Raw genomic sequence first — 17,118 nt, 5'->3', positions numbered from 1 at the left:
CCGTTTGGTGCAGTCTTTTTCTCTTTCCGAAATGCCTGTGAAATATGGTATAATAGAAGAATGGCAAACAAGAATACAAGTAAAACAAGACGGAGACCGTCTAAAGCAGAACTCGAAAGAAAAGAAGCGATTCAACGAATGTTGATTTCGTTAGGAATCGCCCTTTTATTGATTTTCGCAGCCTTCAAATTAGGGGCTGCAGGTATAACCCTTTACAATTTAATTCGCTTGCTAGTGGGTAGCCTAGCTTATCTGGCAATATTTGGTATCCTGCTCTACCTCTTCTTTTTCAAGTGGATACGAAAACAGGAAGGGCTCCTATCTGGCTTTTTCACCATATTTGCAGGTTTGCTCTTGATTTTTGAGGCCTACTTAGTTTGGAAATATGGTTTGGACAAGTCCGTTCTAAAAGGAACCATGGCTCAGGTTGTGACGGATTTGACTGGTTTTCGAACGACCAGTTTTGCTGGAGGTGGCTTGATTGGTGTTGGACTCTATGTGCCAACAGCCTTTCTCTTCTCAAATATCGGTACTTACTTTATTGGTTCTATCTTGATTTTAGTGGGTGCTCTCCTAGTCAGTCCTTGGTCTGTTTACGATATTGCTGAATTTTTCAGTAGAGGCTTTGCCAAATGGTGGGAAGGGCATGAGCGTCGAAAAGAGGAACGCTTTGTTAAACAAGAAGAAAAAGCTCGTCAAAAAGCTGAGGAAGAAGCTAAATTAAAAAAAGAAGCAGCTGAAAAGGCCTTACTCGATTTGCCTCCTGTTGATATGGAAACGGGTGAAATTCTGACTGATGATGTTGTGCTTGACGTTCCTCCTGTTCCAGAAGAAGAGTGGGTGGAACCAGAAATCATCTTGCCTCAAGCTGAACTTGAATTCGCTGAACAGGAAGATGGCTCTGATGATGAAGATGTTCAGGTCGATTTTTCAGCCAAGGAGGCTCTTGAGTACAAACTTCCAAGCTTACAACTCTTTGCCCCAGATAAACCAAAAGACCAGTCGAAAGAGAAGAAGATTGTTCGAGAAAACATCAAAATCCTAGAAGAAACTTTTGCTAGTTTTGGTATCAAGGTAACAGTTGAACGGGCTGAAATTGGGCCGTCAGTGACCAAGTATGAAGTCAAGCCAGCAGTCGGTGTACGGGTTAACCGCATTTCCAATCTAGCAGATGACCTCGCTCTAGCCTTGGCAGCCAAGGATGTCCGGATTGAGGCTCCAATACCTGGTAAATCCTTAGTCGGGATTGAGGTTCCCAACTCTGAGATTGCGACAGTTTCTTTCCGCGAACTATGGGAACAATCTCAAACGAAAGCTGAAAATCTCTTGGAAATTCCTTTAGGGAAGGCTGTTAATGGCACTGCAAGAGCATTTGATCTTTCTAAAATGCCCCACTTGCTAGTCGCAGGTTCAACGGGTTCAGGTAAGTCGGTCGCCGTTAACGGCATTATCGCTAGCATCCTCATGAAGGCGAGACCTGACCAAGTTAAATTTATGATGGTCGATCCCAAGATGGTTGAGTTATCTGTTTACAATGATATTCCCCACCTCTTGATTCCAGTCGTGACCAATCCACGTAAGGCTAGCAAAGCCCTGCAAAAGGTTGTGGATGAGATGGAAAATCGTTATGAACTCTTTGCAAAGGTAGGAGTTCGTAATATTGCAGGCTTTAATGCCAAGGTAGAAGAGTTCAATGCCCAGTCTGAGTACAAGCAAATTCCGCTACCGCTCATTGTCGTGATTGTGGATGAGTTGGCTGACCTTATGATGGTGGCCAGCAAGGAAGTGGAAGATGCCATTATTCGTCTTGGGCAGAAGGCGCGTGCTGCCGGTATCCACATGATTCTTGCAACCCAGCGTCCATCCGTTGATGTCATTTCTGGTCTAATCAAGGCCAATGTCCCATCTCGTGTCGCTTTCGCAGTTTCATCAGGAACAGACTCCCGTACTATTTTAGATGAAAATGGAGCTGAGAAACTGCTTGGACGTGGAGATATGCTCTTTAAACCAATTGATGAAAATCATCCAGTTCGTCTCCAAGGCTCCTTTATCTCGGATGATGATGTCGAACGTATCGTAAACTTCATTAAGGCTCAGGCAGATGCGGACTACGATGAGAGTTTTGATCCAGGTGAGGTTTCTGAAAATGAAGGTGAATTTTCAGATGGTGAATCTGGTGGTGATCCGCTTTTTGAAGAAGCCAAAGCTCTAGTCATTGAGACCCAGAAAGCCAGCGCATCCATGATTCAGCGTCGTTTGTCAGTTGGATTTAACCGTGCGACACGTCTCATGGAAGAGCTTGAGATGGCAGGTGTCATTGGTCCAGCTGAAGGTACCAAACCAAGAAAAGTTTTACAACAATAAAAAAATAGCTTCTTTCCAAGTTTGGAGGGAAGCTATTTTAGTGATTATTGATTAGTTTTATTTTCCGAAGTTGGTGTATTATTGGACTGTTTTTCATTTTCAGCGGCAGGTTTACTTGGACTAGGAGCAGGAGTAGAAGAATCTTGAGTTGATGTTTTCTGCTCTTCCTTTTTCTCTTCCTTGACGCTAGATTTTGGCGTTTCTTCTTGTTGTGTTTTTTCTTGGGTAGTGTTAGTTTCCTTATTGGGACTGGTGTTTTCCTTAGGGACTTCCTTTTGAATTTCTTTGACAATGGTTGTCGTCTGGCTTGTCGTAGGTTCTTTTTTAGTATTTTTATTATTGTCCAAGGCGTTCATGATCGTGATACTTGCGGTAATCAAGCCAAGGATACTAGCGATAGTCGCAACGATTTTTTGAAAGACTGTAAAGCCTTTTTTGATGTGTTCTGTTTTTGGTTTTGAAGTTCTACGATAATTAGACATATATTCTCTCCTTTAATTAAAATTTATTATACCGCATTTCTTTAAAAAAATCTTAAAAAAAGAGAAATTGCCCTTTCTTGTCGCAGGCTCCGTTTCATGATACAATAGAGGGAGTGATTTTAGAAAGCGTGAGAAAATATGATTTACTTTGATAATTCGGCGACGACCAAGCCCTATCCTGAAGCACTTGAAACCTATATGCAGGTCGCTTCAAAAATTTTAGGAAATCCATCTAGTCTCCATCGTTTGGGAGATCAGGCAACACGAATCTTAGATGCTTCTCGTCAGCAAATTGCAGATTTAATCGGTAAGAAAAGTGAGGAAATCTTCTTTACTTCTGGTGGGACAGAAGGAGATAACTGGGTTATCAAGGGTGTGGCCTTTGAAAAGGCTCAGTTTGGAAAGCACATCATTGTATCAGCCATTGAACATCCGGCAGTCAAAGAGTCAGCCCTTTGGTTGAAAAGTCAAGGATTTGAAGTAGATTTTGCTCCAGTTGATAACAAAGGATTTGTAGATGTTGAAGCGTTATCAGATTTGATAAGACCTGATACGACCCTCGTTTCCGTCATGGCTGTGAACAATGAAATCGGCTCGATTCAACCTATTCAAGCTATTTCAGAACTATTGGCAGACAAGCCAACTATTTCCTTCCACGTTGATGCGGTTCAGGCACTTGCCAAGATTCCGACTGAAAAGTATCTGACAGAACGAGTGGATTTTGCGACTTTCTCTAGTCACAAGTTTCACGGAGTTCGAGGTGTTGGATTTGTCTATATCAAGTCTGGCAAGAAGATTACGCCTCTTTTAACAGGTGGTGGTCAGGAACGTGATTACCGTTCGACAACTGAAAATGTGGCAGGAATTGCAGCGACAGCCAAGGCTCTCCGCTTGTCTATGGAAAAGCTAGATATCTTTACTAGCAAGACTGGTCAGATGAAGGCAGTGATTCGCCAAGCACTTCTGGACTATCCAGATATTTCTGTCTTTTCAGATGAGGAAGACTTTGCCCCTCATATTCTGACTTTTGGAATCAAGGGTGTTCGTGGTGAAGTCATCGTTCACGCCTTTGAAGACTATGATATTTTTATCTCAACGACCTCTGCTTGTTCGTCCAAGGCAGGGAAACCAGCCGGAACCCTGATTGCCATGGGAGTAGATAAAGATAAGGCTCAGTCAGCTGTGCGTCTTAGCCTAGACCTTGAAAATGATATGAGTCAGGTCGAGCAGTTCTTGACCAAGTTAAAATTGATTTACAATCAAACTAGAAAAGTAAGATAGGAGCATTCATGCAGTATTCAGAAATTATGATTCGCTACGGTGAGCTGTCAACCAAGGGCAAAAACCGTATGCGTTTCATCAATAAACTTCGCAATAATATTTCAGACGTTTTGTCTATCTATCCCCAAGTTAAGGTAACGGCAGATCGTGACCGTGCCCACGCTTACCTCAATGGAGCAGATTATACAGCAGTAGCAGAATCGCTTAAACAAGTTTTTGGAATTCAAAACTTTTCCCCTGTTTATAAGGTTGAAAAATCTGTAGAAGTTCTGAAGTCTTCTGTCCAAGAGATTATGCAGGACATCTACAAGGATGGCATGACCTTTAAAATTTCTAGCAAGCGTAGCGACCACAACTTTGAGTTGGATAGTCGTGAACTCAATCAAACCCTTGGAGGTGCTGTTTTTGAAGCTATTCCAAATGTGCAAGCTCAAATGAAAAGTCCTGACATCAATCTTCAGGTGGAGATACGTGAAGAAGCAGCCTATCTTTCTTATGAAACCATTCGTGGGGCTGGTGGTTTGCCAGTTGGAACTTCAGGTAAAGGCATGCTCATGTTGTCAGGAGGAATCGATTCCCCTGTAGCTGGCTATCTAGCGCTTAAACGAGGGGTAGATATAGAGGCCGTTCACTTTGCCAGCCCACCTTATACTAGTCCAGGCGCTCTCAAGAAAGCCCAAGATTTGACCCGTAAATTGACCAAGTTTGGTGGAAATATCCAGTTTATCGAAGTTCCTTTTACAGAGATTCAAGAGGAAATCAAGGCCAAAGCGCCCGAAGCTTACTTAATGACTCTAACTCGTCGCTTTATGATGCGGATTACAGATCGTATTCGTGAGGTACGAAATGGTTTAGTTATCATAAATGGGGAAAGCCTAGGTCAAGTAGCCAGCCAAACCTTGGAGAGCATGCAGGCTATCAATGCGGTTACCAACACTCCCATCATCCGTCCAGTTGTGACAATGGATAAGTTGGAAATTATTGACATTGCTCAGGAAATTGACACCTTTGAAATTTCTATCCAGCCTTTTGAAGACTGTTGTACCATTTTTGCGCCAGATCGTCCGAAAACAAATCCTAAGATTAAGAATGCGGAGCAGTACGAAGCGCGTATGGATGTTGAAGGATTAGTAGAGCGAGCTGTGGCTGGAATCATGATTACTGAGATTACACCGCAGGCTGAAAAAGATGAAGTGGATGACTTGATTGATAATTTGCTCTAATCAGAAAATCCAGAAGAATTTAGAAAAATAAATGAAAAAGTTAGTTTTTAATTCCAAAAATGGAAGCAAAACTAACTTTTTTTCTATAATTGTGATATAATAAAATAAAATTTTGAATATAGAGAGTTTTCTGACAATGAATCAATCCTACTTTTATTTAAAAATGAAAGAACACAAACTCAAGGTTCCTTATACAGGTAAGGAACGCCGTGTACGTGTTCTTCTGCCTAAAGATTACGAGAAAGACACGGATCGTTCCTATCCTGTTGTTTACTTTCATGACGGGCAAAATGTTTTTTATAGTAAAGAGTCCTTCATTGGCCATTCATGGAAGATTATCCCAGCTATTAAGCGTAATCCTGACATCAGTCGCATGATTGTCGTTGCCATTGACAATGATGGTATGGGGCGGATGAATGAGTATGCGGCTTGGAAGTTCCAAGAATCTCCTATCCCAGGGCAGCAGTTTGGCGGTAAGGGTGTGGAGTATGCCGAGTTTGTCATGGAGGTGGTCAAGCCTTTTATCGATGAAACTTATCGTACAAAAGCAGACCGCCAGCATACAGCCATGATTGGTTCCTCATTAGGAGGGAATATTACCCAGTTTATCGGTTTGGAATACCAAAATCAAATTGGTTGTCTAGGTGTCTTTTCATCTGCTAACTGGCTCCATCAAGAAGCTTTTAATCGCTATATCGAGCGCAAGAAACTATCGCCTGACCAGCGTATCTTTATCTATGTTGGAACAGAAGAAGCAGATGATACGGACAAGACCCTGATGGCTGGTAATATCAAACAAGCCTATATCGATTCGTCTCTTCGCTATTACCATGATTTGATAGCAGGGGGAGTTCATTTGGATAATCTTGTCTTAAAAGTTCAGTCTGGTGCCATCCATAGTGAAATCCCTTGGTCTGAAAATTTACCAGACTGTCTGAGATTTTTTGCAGAAAACTGGTAAAGTAAGAAAGGAGAAAATATGCATATTGAACATCTTAGCCACTGGAGTGGCAACCTTAACCGTGAAATGTACCTTAACCGTTATGGTCATGCTGGGATTCCAGTTGTGGTTTTTGCTTCATCAGGTGGTAGTCACAACGAATACTATGATTTTGGCATGATTGATGCCTGTGCTTCCTTTATAGAGGAAGGTCGTGTCCAGTTCTTTACCCTATCCAGTGTAGACAGTGAGAGCTGGTTGGCCACTTGGAAAAACGGTCACGATCAGGCGGAGATGCATCGTGCCTATGAGCGCTATGTGATTGAGGAGGCCATTCCTTTTATCAAGCATAAGACAGGTTGGTTTGATGGCATGATGACGACAGGTTGCTCCATGGGCGCCTACCATGCAGTCAACTTTTTTCTCCAGCATCCAGATGTTTTTACAAAGGTGATTGCTCTTAGTGGTGTTTACGATGCACGTTTCTTTGTCGGCGATTACTACAATGACGATGCTATTTACCAAAACTCGCCAGTAGATTATATCTGGAACCAGAACGACGGCTGGTTTATTGACCGTTATCGTCAGGCAGAGATTGTGCTGTGTACGGGTCTTGGTGCCTGGGAACAAGACGGTCTACCATCCTTTTACAAGCTTAAAGAAGCCTTTGACCAGAAACAAATTCCAGCCTGGTTTGCTGAATGGGGACACGATGTCGCCCACGACTGGGAATGGTGGCGCAAACAAATGCCTTATTTCCTCGGCAATCTCTATTTATAAAAGGAGTGACCTATGAATTACCTTGTTATTTCTCCCTACTATCCGCAAAACTTTCAACAGTTTACTATTGAACTAGCTAATAAAGGCATCACAGTCTTGGGAATTGGCCAAGAACCTTACGAGCAATTGGATGAGCCCTTACGCATTAGCCTGACTGAGTATTTCCGTGTTGATAATCTTGAAAATGTAGACGAAGTCAAGCGTGCAGTTGCATTTCTTTTCTACAAGCATGGTCCTATCGATCGCATCGAGTCCCATAATGAATACTGGCTTGAGCTGGATGCAACACTCAGAGAACAATTTAATGTCTTTGGTGCCAAACCAGAAGACCTCAAAAAGACTAAATTTAAGTCTGAAATGAAGAAATTGTTCAAAAAAGCAGGTGTCCCCGTGGTACCTGGAGCTGTTATCAAGACGGAAGCAGATGTGGATCAAGCTGTGAATGAAATCGGCCTTCCAATGATTGCAAAACCTGACAATGGAGTGGGAGCAGCCGCCACCTTTAAGCTTGAAACAGAAGACGATATCAATCACTTCAAGCAAGAATGGGACCATTCGACCGTTTATTTCTTTGAAAAATTTGTCACTTCCAGCGAAATTTGCACCTTTGATGGTTTAGTGGATAAGGATGGAAAGATTGTCTTCTCAACGACCTTTGACTACGCCTATACACCGCTTGATCTCATGATTTACAAGATGGACAATTCTTATTACGTTCTCAAGGATATGGATCCTAAATTACGTAAATATGGTGAGGCAATTGTCAAAGAATTTGGTATGAAAGAACGGTTCTTCCATATTGAGTTTTTCCGCGAAGGGGACGACTACATTGCTATTGAGTACAATAACCGTCCTGCAGGTGGTTTTACCATTGATGTTTATAACTTTGCTCATTCCTTGGACCTCTATCGTGGATATGCAGCTATTGTCGCAGGAGAAGAGTTCCCAGCGTCAGAATTTGAACCTCAGTTTTGTTTAGCTACATCCCGTCGTGCGAATGCTCACTATGTCTATTCTGAGGAGGACTTGCTTGCCAAATACAGTCATCAGTTCAAGGTTAAAAAAATCATGCCTGCAGCCTTTGCGGAACTTCAAGGGGATTACCTGTATATGCTGACAACTCCGAGTCGACAAGAAATGGAGCAAATGATTGCAGATTTCGGACAACGTCAAGAATAAGAACTTTCGGATTAAGGAAAATTACTCCCTTAATCCTTTTGTTTTTTATAAGAAATAAAACCGCTTTCTCATATATTCTTTTAGAAAACATATTGCTAAAAGATATAAAAATTGATAGAATAAGGATTGTCTAAAAAATTTTAAGGAGAATCTATCAAATGGATTTTACATGGGCAATTAAATATGCCACTGAATTCTTGGGAACTGCTATTTTGATCATTCTTGGTAATGGTGCAGTTGCTAACGTTGAACTTAAAGGTACGAAAGGTCACCAAAGTGGCTGGCTCGTTATCGCTGTTGGTTACGGTATGGGGGTTATGATTCCAGCTTTGATGTTTGGTAACGTATCAGGTAACCACATCAACCCAGCCTTCACTCTTGGACTTGCAATCAGCGGTCTCTTCCCTTGGGCACAGGTAGCGCCTTATATCCTTGCACAAGTTTTGGGTGCTATCTTTGGTCAAGCCTTGGTTGTGGCAACACACCGCCCATACTACTTGAAAACTGAAAATCCAAACAACATCTTGGGTACTTTCTCAACAATTTCAAGTTTGGATAATGGTACAAAAGAATCACATTTTGCAGCAACTGTTAATGGTTTTGTAAATGAGTTTGTTGGTTCATTTGTTCTTTTCTTTGCAGCTCTTGGAATGACTAAAAACTTCTTTGGTGCTGAACTAGTATCAAAAGCACAAGCGGCTATTAATGCTCAAGTTGCACAAGCAACTACTCAAGGTCAAACCATTCCTCAAGAACAAGTAACAGCAGCACTTGACCAAGCTAAAGAACAAGTAGCACCATTTATGACATCTGGTCTTGGAATTGCTCACTTGGCAGTAGGTTTCCTAGTTATGGCCTTGGTAACATCACTTGGTGGACCTACAGGACCTGCCTTGAACCCAGCCCGTGACTTGGGACCACGTCTCCTTCATGCTTTCCTTCCAAAATCAGTTCTTGGTGAGCACAAAGGTGATTCAAAATGGTGGTACTCTTGGGTACCAGTAGTAGCACCGATCGCAGCAGCAATTGCCGCAGTAGCTATCTTCAAATTCCTTTACCTATAAGAAATTGAAACCGAGGAAATCCTCGGTTTTTTAGATGAAATTTTACGAAAAAAAGCTAAATCTGAGCATAATTTCTTGTAAAAAATTCTAAAATCCTTTAAAATAAAAGAGTTGGAGGAATTTATGAATGTAAATCAGATTGTACGGATTATTCCTACTTTAAAAGTTAATAATAGAAAATTAAATGAAACATTTTATATAGAAACCCTTGGCATGAAGGCCTTGTTAGAAGAGTCAGCCTTTCTGTCACTAGGTGATCAAACAGGTCTAGAAAAGCTGGTTTTAGAAGAAGCTCCAAGTATGCGCACTCGTAAGGTAGAGGGAAGAAAAAAACTAGCTAGATTGATTGTCAAGGTAGAAAATCCCTTAGAAATCGAGGCCTTATTAGCTAAAACAGATTCGATTCATCAATTATATAAAGGTAAAAATGGCTACGCTTTTGAGATTTTTTCACCCGAAGATGATTTGATTTTGATTCATGCGGAAGATGACAGAGCAAGTCTAGTAGAAGTAGGAGAAAAGCCAGAATTTCAAACAGATCTGGAGTCAATTTCTTTAAGTAAATTTGAAATTTCTATGGAATTACACCTCCCAACGGATGTAGATAGTTTTTTGGAACTATCTGAAATTGGGACATCACTTGATTTTATCCCAGCTCAGGGTCAAGATTTGACTGTGGACAATACGGCTACTTGGGACTTATCTATGCTCAAGTTCTTGGTCAATGAACTAGATATAGCAAGTCTTCGCCAGAAGTTTGAGTCTACAGAATATTTTATTCCTAAGTCTGAAAAATTCTTCCTTGGTAAAGATAGAAATAATGTTGAATTGTGGTTTGAAGAAGTATGAAGTGGACCAAGATTATTAAAAAAATAGAAGAACAAATCGAGGCAGGGATTTATCCCGGAGCCTCTTTTGCGTATTTTAAGGACAATCAATGGACGGAGATCTATGTAGGACATAGTGACCCAGAACATGGCTTGGATACTGAGGCAGGACTAGTTTACGACCTAGCCAGTGTTAGCAAGGTTGTTGGAGTTGGCACTGTTTTTACCTTCTTGTGGGAAAAAGGTCAATTAGATATTGACAGACCGGTAACAGATTTTTTACCAGAGAGTGATTATCCAGACATCACTATTCGCCAGCTCTTGACTCACGCTACAGACCTTGATCCTTTTATTCCCAATCGTGATCTTTTAACAGCACCTGAATTAAAGGAAGCGATGTTTCATCTTAACAGACGCAATCAGCCAGCCTTTCTTTATTCGGATGTCCATTTTTTGCTGTTAGGTTTTATCTTGGAAAGAATCTTTAATCAAGACTTGGATGTGATTTTACAGGAGCAAGTCTGGAAACCTTGGGGAATGGCGGATACCCAGTTTGGGCCTGTTGAGCTTGCTGTTCCAACAGTTAGAGGTGTCGAGGCAGGTCTGGTACATGATCCCAAGGCTCGTCTCCTGGGCAGACATGCTGGTAGTGCTGGTTTATTTTCGACTGTAAAGGATCTACAAATCTTTTTAGAACACTATTTATCAGATGATTTTGCAAGAGATTTGAGTCAAAATTTTTCTCCTTTGGATGACAAGGAACGTTCTTTGGCCTGGAATTTGGAAGGAGATTGGCTAGACCATACGGGCTATACAGGTACCTTTATCATGTGGAATCGCCAGAAGCAAGAAGCGGCTATTTTCCTATCGAATCGTACCTATGAAAAGGATGAGAGGGCTCAATGGATTGTAGACCGCAATCAAGTGATGGACTTGATTCGCAAAGAAGAGTAAGGAGAGACATGTCAAACAGTTTAAAAGGGACTCTATTAACAGTTGTGGCTGGGATTGCTTGGGGCTTGTCAGGAACGAGTGGCCAATACCTGATGGCGCACGGAATTTCGGCCCTGGTTTTGACCAACTTGCGTCTTTTAATCGCTGGTGGAATTCTCATGCTCTTGGCTTATGCCACTGCAAAGGATAAAATGCTGGCCTTTTTAAAGGATAGAAAAAGTTTGCTGTCTCTTCTCATTTTTGCTCTAATTGGCCTCTTCCTCAATCAATTTGCCTATCTAACTGCTATTCAGGAAACCAATGCAGGAACCGCGACGGTGCTTCAGTATGTTTGCCCTGTCGGGATTTTGATTTATAGCTGTATCAAGGATAAGGTAGCACCGACACTGGGAGAGATTGTTTCTATCATATTAGCCATCGGAGGGACCTTCCTGATTGCAACTCATGGGCAGTTGGACCAGTTATCCATGACACCTGCAGGCCTGTTCTGGGGTCTCTTTTCTGCTCTGACTTACGCACTGTATATCATTTTGCCCATAGCCTTGATTAAGAAGTGGGGGAGCAGTTTGCTCATTGGTGTGGGAATGGTCATAGCAGGTTTAGTCGCCCTTCCTTTTACAGGGGTTCTACAGACTGCTATCCCAACTAGTCTTGATTTTCTCCTTGCATTTGCGGGCATTATCCTTATCGGGACTGTCTTTGCCTATACAGCCTTCTTAAAAGGAGCCAGTCTGATTGGACCGGTCAAGTCAAGCTTGTTGGCTTCTATTGAGCCAATTTCGGCAGTTTTCTTTGCCTTCCTAATTATGAATGAACAATTTTATCCTATTGATTTTCTTGGCATGGCAATGATATTGTTTGCTGTAACTCTGATTTCTTTGAAAGATTTACTCTTAGAGAAATAAAAAAGACTCTTTGTCCGTGACAGAGAGTTTTTGCATAGTAATCTAATTATTTTCAAGATAAAATTCAAAGCGTTCGCCTACATACTGACTTTTTACGTATTCAAAAGCAGTACCATCTTCTAGGTAGGAAACCTGAGTCAAACCAAGAATAGCATGTCCTTTTTCAACTTCCAAATAGTGGGCAATCTTTTCTTTAGCAAGGCGAGCATAAATAGTCTGTTGAGATTTGCCTATACGGTAGCCGTGTTTTTGCAAGGTTTGGAAGAAATGACTGGTGATTTCTTCTTTTTTAAAGTCCTTAATGAATTTTTCAGGAATAGAAGCAACTTCATAAACCAGAGGAACTTGGTCGGCATAGCGAACACGTTCCATTCGGATAATATTTTCGGTAGGAGAAATTCCTAGCTTGGCAACTTCCTGTTCATTGGGAATGGTTTTTCTGTAGGAAATGAGTTGGCTAGAGGGTACTTTACCTTGGGACTTAACAATTTCAGTAAAACTGGTTGTCCCTCTCATCTTTTCTTGTACACGTGTACTGGATACAAAGGTGCCACTTCCTACACGGCGCTCTAAAACTCCTTCTTCGACCAAGAGGGAAATAGCTTGTCGGAGGGTCATGCGACTGACCTCAAACTGCTCTGCTAAATCTCTTTCACTGGGAAGTCTCTCACCAATAGCCCAACGATGTTCGTCAATATCCTTTTTAATCTGATCATGGATTTTCATATAAGCGGGTAGCATATTTTTCACTTCATTTCTATCTTTTCTCTATTGTACCCCAATAAACTAGAAAAAGTCAAACTTCGCCTTGTTTAGTTGGTAATTCGCCCTTATTTGTGATAGAATATTGAAAAAAGATATTTCTTTTGAGAAAGGAAAAAGATGAGCAACATTTCAACTGATTTGAAAGATGTAGAAAAAATCATCGTATTGGACTATGGTAGCCAATACAACCAGCTGATTTCACGCCGTATCCGTGAGATTGGTGTTTTTTCAGAACTAAAGAGCCATAAAATTTCAGCTGCTGAAGTTCGTGAAATCAATCCTGTAGGAATTATCCTATCAGGTGGTCCAAACTCTGTATACGAAGATGGTTCATTCGATATTGACCCAGAAATCTTCGAACTCGGAATTCCTATTTTGGGAATTTGTTACGGTATGCAGTTATTGACCCATAAACTTGGAGGAAAAGTTGTCCCTGCAGGTGATGCTGGAAATCGTGAATACGGTCAATCAACCCTAACTCACACACCATCAGCTCTTTTTGAATCAACACCTGATGAGCAGACTGTTTTGATGAGCCATGGTGATGCGGTCACTGAGATTCCTGCTGACTTTGTTCGTACTGGAACATCAGCTGACTGCCCTTATGCAGCCATTGAAAACCCAGATAAACACATTTACGGTATCCAATTCCACCCAGAAGTTCGTCATTCTGTATACGGAAATGATATCCTTCGTAACTTTGCCCTTAACATCTGTAAGGCTAAAGGCGACTGGTCAATGGATAACTTCATTGATATGCAGATCCAAAAAATTCGTGAAACCGTCGGTGATAAACGTGTCCTTCTTGGTCTATCAGGTGGTGTTGACTCTTCAGTTGTTGGAGTTCTTCTCCAAAAGGCTATTGGCGATCAATTGATTTGTATCTTCGTAGACCACGGTCTTCTTCGTAAAGGAGAAGCGGACCAAGTTATGGACATGCTTGGTGGTAAGTTTGGTTTGAATATCGTCAAAGCAGACGCTGCTAAACGTTTCCTTGATAAACTTGCTGGCGTTTCTGACCCTGAACAAAAACGTAAAATCATCGGTAACGAGTTTGTGTATGTATTCGATGACGAAGCAAGCAAGCTCAAAGATGTGAAATTCCTTGCTCAAGGTACGCTTTACACAGACGTGATCGAGTCTGGTACAGATACAGCTCAAACTATTAAGTCACACCACAACGTGGGTGGTCTTCCAGAAGACATGCAATTTGAATTGATCGAACCACTCAACACTCTCTATAAAGATGAAGTTCGTGCCCTTGGTACAGAGCTTGGTATGCCAGACCATATCGTATGGCGCCAACCATTCCCAGGACCAGGACTTGCTATCCGTGTCATGGGTGAAATCACTGAAGAGAAACTAGAAACAGTTCGTGAGTCAGATGCTATCCTTCGTGAGGAAATTGCTAAAGCAGGTCTTGACCGCGATATCTGGCAATACTTCACAGTGAACACAGGCGTTCGTTCAGTCGGTGTTATGGGTGACGGTCGTACATATGACTACACGATTGCAATCCGTGCTATCACCTCTATCGATGGTATGACAGCTGACTTTGCAAAGATTCCTTGGGATGTCCTTCAAAAGATTTCTGTACGTATCGTAAACGAAGTGGACCACGTTAACCGCATCGTCTATGATATTACAAGTAAACCACCTGCAACAGTTGAGTGGGAGTAAAGCTATAAATACTTTACTCTTATAGTAAATGAAAAATAAGGATTTCGAGAGAACAAAATCGTTCTCTCTTTTTTTAGCTGAATATTTTAAGTAAAAGGTTAAGCTATTCTTTCATAAAACAAGACAGAATGGTTGCCTCCAAAGTCTCATCATAAGAGAACAGTTATATTCTCTGGATCTACTTTTGAGATGGTAAAAATAGATATACTGATATCCATTCCTTTTATCATATCCTTGATTTCTTAAGTTTTAAAGACAGTTTAATCAGGATTCCTTTTATATATCGATTAAGAAATAAATAATCTGTCTTGAATCCTACTATAGATGTATAAAGAGTCATTTTGTTTTTTGTTTCGTATCAGTATCAATCCGTTCTGATATTGTTTTTTGAATTGTAGAAAATTCTAGTATAGTAGTTAGGAAGTTTTTATAAATTTATTGTATTTAATTCTTGAGTTGAGACCTTTACTTTTTTAGCTAATTATGTAATAATATTAACAATACAAATAAATGAAAGTTGGTGTTTCTATTGCATAAAGCAGTAAAACAAGAAAAAGGTCATGGATATCTCCGTAAAACTAAGTTAGGTTTGTTAAGTGGTATTATCCTAACGACTGCTTTAGGGAGTTTATTTTTAAATGGGATTGTAAGCGCTGATGAACAGCCAAATTCAAGTACACCTCCTAATGCAGCACAGACTCCACCTAGCGAAACTGTGGTTCAAAGTGAGTATGAAACGAGTACAACACATACGGTAAAAGAAACCGAGTTAAAAGCTAAAGTTGAAGAAGTAAAAGCTTTAGGGGTTAAGGTTACAGAAACACCCACTGAAAATGTAGGTGTTGCAAATAGTTCTTCTGAGGTTACACATTTACGCACAACTGCCGAAGAGAAAGTAGATGCTCAAATTCGTGATTTAGAGTCTGCAAAAGCTGAACAAGAGCAAGTGAAAGCGGATAGAACGAAGATTGATGAGTTTAAAAATACTCTTATCAATGCTAATTATATTAAAGTAAAAGCTAGATTAGTTTCTCAGGTAAATAGTCGAGATATCGATGAAGATGTCTCGAAAGAAGCGTCAGTTAGCCCGATTACATCAAGTAGCGGTGAAATTCGGTATTTGAAAGCGAATGAATTGGAGTTAACTGATTCTCAAGGTTTGTATAATGCAGTATCGAAACCAACTACTGAGGAAGTTACAGAAACATTTATTAAGGTACCTGCTCGAATTGGAATTACAGATAAATATGCAACAAATCGTGTGAATATCGGGTATCCTGCTCGTATAGTGGAACTAACTCCAAACACTGTGTATAGTTACACCATCACACCTCGTTCAGATAGTGTTTTATCTAGTATTTACGGTATCGGTAGTATTGAGACAACTGCTAAATTTGAGTATACGCTACCTGAAGAAACCAAACTTTACGCTACATTTAGCAGTAAACCTGTTGAGACTCATGTAATTATTAAAAACTTAACTCGACGTGCTGAAAATCATACTGATTTCATTGGTTACACTCGAACTTATACTTATAAGGATAAGCAAGGAAATATTATTCCAATTAAAGATTTATATGCGAAATTCTTAGATGTCCAAGGTTTTAAGGGGAAAGGGGTTATAACGTCTTCTGATATTCCAAAATCTAAATTATCCGAGTTTGAATTACGTTCAGTTGGTGCTGATTACACTTATAGACAAGAAACATCTTTACTTGGAGAAAATACAATTTCTCAAAAAGAGTACATTGCTAGTAAAGTAGTTCCTAATAAACGTAATCAGTTTACACCTCGCATTGTTTATGCATCAAATCTCCAAAGAGTTGAATTGACAGATACAGAAAAAGCAATCAACGGTGTGTCTCGCACTTTCCATACTGTTACTTATACAGAAGTTCAAAACAAAGGTTTAGTGACTCAGAAGTTTGTAAACGAACAAGGTGTTGAAATTGCACCTAGTGTTAAATCTGAACTTAAAGAAGTAGGTTCTGAGGTATCTTTAACTCATCCGACCGATTTAGACTTTGAGAACAAGCGTTATACCTTTAAAGAACAAGACAAACAAGATATTACAGAGATTGTGAAAGGTGAAACTGTCATTACCTATGTGTATAAACAGAAGTATGAGAACAACTTACCACCTGTAGAAACAGAAACAAAAATTCCAATTACGACAACTTATGTAGAAGACAAAACAATCGACTATGGTACGGAAATTGTTGAATCGAACGGTAGCGAAGGTAAAATTGTAACTACAACACCTAAAATTGTGAATGAACTTGATGGTATTGTAGCTGACGGTAAGCCGACTGAAAAAGAAACTCCTATGGTACCAAAAGTGGTTAAAGTAGGTACTAAACCAACAGTTGTAGAAACAACTACTCCATATACAACACGTTATGTAGAAGATAATACAAAAGATAAAGACTATCGAGAAGTAACAAGAACTGGTAAAGCTGGTAAAACAACTACTACAACAACTTATACCTTAAATCCTAATACAGGTGCAGTAACATCGAACGAACCAACCACGATTACTGAAGAAGCAGTAGAAGAAGTTATTATAGTAGGTACGAAACCAACAGTTGTAGAAACAACTACTCCATATACAACACGTTATGTAGAAGATAATACAAAAGATAAAGATTATCGTGAAGTAACAAGACCTGGTAAA

The 17,118-nt window shown here is 40.3% G+C and carries 14 protein-coding genes; 12 read left to right on the top strand and 2 right to left on the bottom strand.

The window, feature by feature from the left end; genetic code table 11:
* The first annotated feature begins 60 nt into the window (after nt 1-60).
* Complete coding sequence (locus ACLNCW_RS09635; RefSeq protein WP_424846187.1) at nt 61-2,364, top strand: DNA translocase FtsK; 2,304 nt, start codon at nt 61-63, stop codon at nt 2,362-2,364.
* 44 nt (nt 2,365-2,408) lie between these two features.
* On the opposite strand, the gene ACLNCW_RS09630 is transcribed toward ACLNCW_RS09635, so the two are convergent.
* Nucleotides 2,409-2,846 (bottom strand): DUF6556 family protein, encoded by a 438-nt coding sequence (locus ACLNCW_RS09630; RefSeq protein WP_004258372.1) that lies wholly within the window; start codon nt 2,844-2,846, stop codon nt 2,409-2,411.
* A 138-nt stretch (nt 2,847-2,984) separates the two neighbouring features.
* On the opposite strand from ACLNCW_RS09630, the gene ACLNCW_RS09625 reads away from it, so the two are divergent.
* From ACLNCW_RS09625 to ACLNCW_RS09585, 9 genes are all read left to right on the top strand, one after another.
* Nucleotides 2,985-4,127: a cysteine desulfurase family protein gene (locus ACLNCW_RS09625; RefSeq protein WP_049546707.1), complete on the top strand. Its 1,143-nt coding sequence runs from the start codon at nt 2,985-2,987 to the stop codon at nt 4,125-4,127.
* An 8-nt stretch (nt 4,128-4,135) separates the two neighbouring features.
* Nucleotides 4,136-5,350 carry a tRNA uracil 4-sulfurtransferase ThiI gene (thiI, locus tag ACLNCW_RS09620; RefSeq protein ID WP_261018000.1) on the top strand — a complete coding sequence of 405 codons (1,215 nt, stop codon included), beginning with the start codon at nt 4,136-4,138 and terminating at the stop codon, nt 5,348-5,350.
* Nucleotides 5,351-5,486: 136 nt separating this feature from the next.
* Nucleotides 5,487-6,311 (top strand): alpha/beta hydrolase, encoded by an 825-nt coding sequence (locus ACLNCW_RS09615; RefSeq protein ID WP_084863144.1) that lies wholly within the window; start codon nt 5,487-5,489, stop codon nt 6,309-6,311.
* An 18-nt stretch (nt 6,312-6,329) separates the two neighbouring features.
* A complete protein-coding gene (locus ACLNCW_RS09610; protein WP_101785071.1) occupies nt 6,330-7,070 on the top strand; it encodes an esterase family protein in 741 nt (246 codons plus the stop codon).
* Between the two features lie 12 nt (nt 7,071-7,082).
* The gene (locus tag ACLNCW_RS09605; RefSeq protein ID WP_049516565.1) at nt 7,083-8,249 is read left to right on the top strand and encodes an ATP-grasp domain-containing protein; all 1,167 of its coding nucleotides are present in this window, start codon (nt 7,083-7,085) and stop codon (nt 8,247-8,249) included.
* 158 nt (nt 8,250-8,407) lie between these two features.
* Nucleotides 8,408-9,313, top strand: coding sequence for an aquaglyceroporin Gla (gene gla, locus ACLNCW_RS09600; RefSeq protein ID WP_084863148.1), 906 nt, complete (start codon nt 8,408-8,410; stop codon nt 9,311-9,313).
* A 123-nt stretch (nt 9,314-9,436) separates the two neighbouring features.
* The gene (locus ACLNCW_RS09595) at nt 9,437-10,162 is read left to right on the top strand and encodes a CppA family protein (protein ID WP_261051887.1); all 726 of its coding nucleotides are present in this window, start codon (nt 9,437-9,439) and stop codon (nt 10,160-10,162) included.
* A complete protein-coding gene (locus ACLNCW_RS09590) occupies nt 10,159-11,094 on the top strand; it encodes a serine hydrolase domain-containing protein (protein WP_424846182.1) in 936 nt (311 codons plus the stop codon). Before ACLNCW_RS09595 ends, ACLNCW_RS09590 begins: the two co-directional genes overlap by 4 nt.
* 8 nt (nt 11,095-11,102) lie before the next feature.
* Nucleotides 11,103-11,999, top strand: a complete 897-nt coding sequence (locus ACLNCW_RS09585) for a DMT family transporter (RefSeq protein WP_261051884.1) — start codon at nt 11,103-11,105, stop codon at nt 11,997-11,999.
* Nucleotides 12,000-12,041: 42 nt separating this feature from the next.
* On the opposite strand, the gene ACLNCW_RS09580 is transcribed toward ACLNCW_RS09585, so the two are convergent.
* Nucleotides 12,042-12,740, bottom strand: a complete 699-nt coding sequence (locus tag ACLNCW_RS09580; protein ID WP_000936192.1) for a GntR family transcriptional regulator — start codon at nt 12,738-12,740, stop codon at nt 12,042-12,044.
* 141 nt (nt 12,741-12,881) lie between these two features.
* On the opposite strand from ACLNCW_RS09580, the gene guaA reads away from it, so the two are divergent.
* Both guaA and ACLNCW_RS09570 read left to right on the top strand, forming a co-directional pair.
* Nucleotides 12,882-14,444, top strand: a complete 1,563-nt coding sequence (guaA, locus tag ACLNCW_RS09575; RefSeq protein WP_237446782.1) for a glutamine-hydrolyzing GMP synthase — start codon at nt 12,882-12,884, stop codon at nt 14,442-14,444.
* 520 nt (nt 14,445-14,964) lie between these two features.
* Nucleotides 14,965-17,118: G5 domain-containing protein (locus ACLNCW_RS09570; protein ID WP_424846179.1), on the top strand; the 2,154-nt coding region annotated here is incomplete at its 3' end.

This window comes from Streptococcus sp. CL6.22, assembly GCF_049738055.1.
Lineage (GTDB): Bacteria > Bacillota > Bacilli > Lactobacillales > Streptococcaceae > Streptococcus > Streptococcus mitis_DJ.
The sequence above is the reverse complement of the archived record's forward strand: the minus strand, read 5'-3'. Positions and strand labels throughout refer to the sequence as shown.

What these genes read in the sequence shown, in the direction of transcription:
- ACLNCW_RS09625 (WP_049546707.1), top strand. Translation starts at nt 2,985, where the DNA reads ATGATTTACTTTGATAATTCGGCGACGACCAAGCCCTATCCTGAAGCA.
- ACLNCW_RS09590 (WP_424846182.1), top strand. Translation starts at nt 10,159, where the DNA reads ATGAAGTGGACCAAGATTATTAAAAAAATAGAAGAACAAATCGAGGCA.
- ACLNCW_RS09610 (WP_101785071.1), top strand. Translation starts at nt 6,330, where the DNA reads ATGCATATTGAACATCTTAGCCACTGGAGTGGCAACCTTAACCGTGAA.
- gla (WP_084863148.1), top strand. Translation starts at nt 8,408, where the DNA reads ATGGATTTTACATGGGCAATTAAATATGCCACTGAATTCTTGGGAACT.
- ACLNCW_RS09580 (WP_000936192.1), bottom strand. Translation starts at nt 12,740, where the DNA reads ATGCTACCCGCTTATATGAAAATCCATGATCAGATTAAAAAGGATATT.
- ACLNCW_RS09605 (WP_049516565.1), top strand. Translation starts at nt 7,083, where the DNA reads ATGAATTACCTTGTTATTTCTCCCTACTATCCGCAAAACTTTCAACAG.
- ACLNCW_RS09615 (WP_084863144.1), top strand. Translation starts at nt 5,487, where the DNA reads ATGAATCAATCCTACTTTTATTTAAAAATGAAAGAACACAAACTCAAG.
- ACLNCW_RS09595 (WP_261051887.1), top strand. Translation starts at nt 9,437, where the DNA reads ATGAATGTAAATCAGATTGTACGGATTATTCCTACTTTAAAAGTTAAT.
- thiI (WP_261018000.1), top strand. Translation starts at nt 4,136, where the DNA reads ATGCAGTATTCAGAAATTATGATTCGCTACGGTGAGCTGTCAACCAAG.
- guaA (WP_237446782.1), top strand. Translation starts at nt 12,882, where the DNA reads ATGAGCAACATTTCAACTGATTTGAAAGATGTAGAAAAAATCATCGTA.
- ACLNCW_RS09635 (WP_424846187.1), top strand. Translation starts at nt 61, where the DNA reads ATGGCAAACAAGAATACAAGTAAAACAAGACGGAGACCGTCTAAAGCA.
- ACLNCW_RS09630 (WP_004258372.1), bottom strand. Translation starts at nt 2,846, where the DNA reads ATGTCTAATTATCGTAGAACTTCAAAACCAAAAACAGAACACATCAAA.
- ACLNCW_RS09585 (WP_261051884.1), top strand. Translation starts at nt 11,103, where the DNA reads ATGTCAAACAGTTTAAAAGGGACTCTATTAACAGTTGTGGCTGGGATT.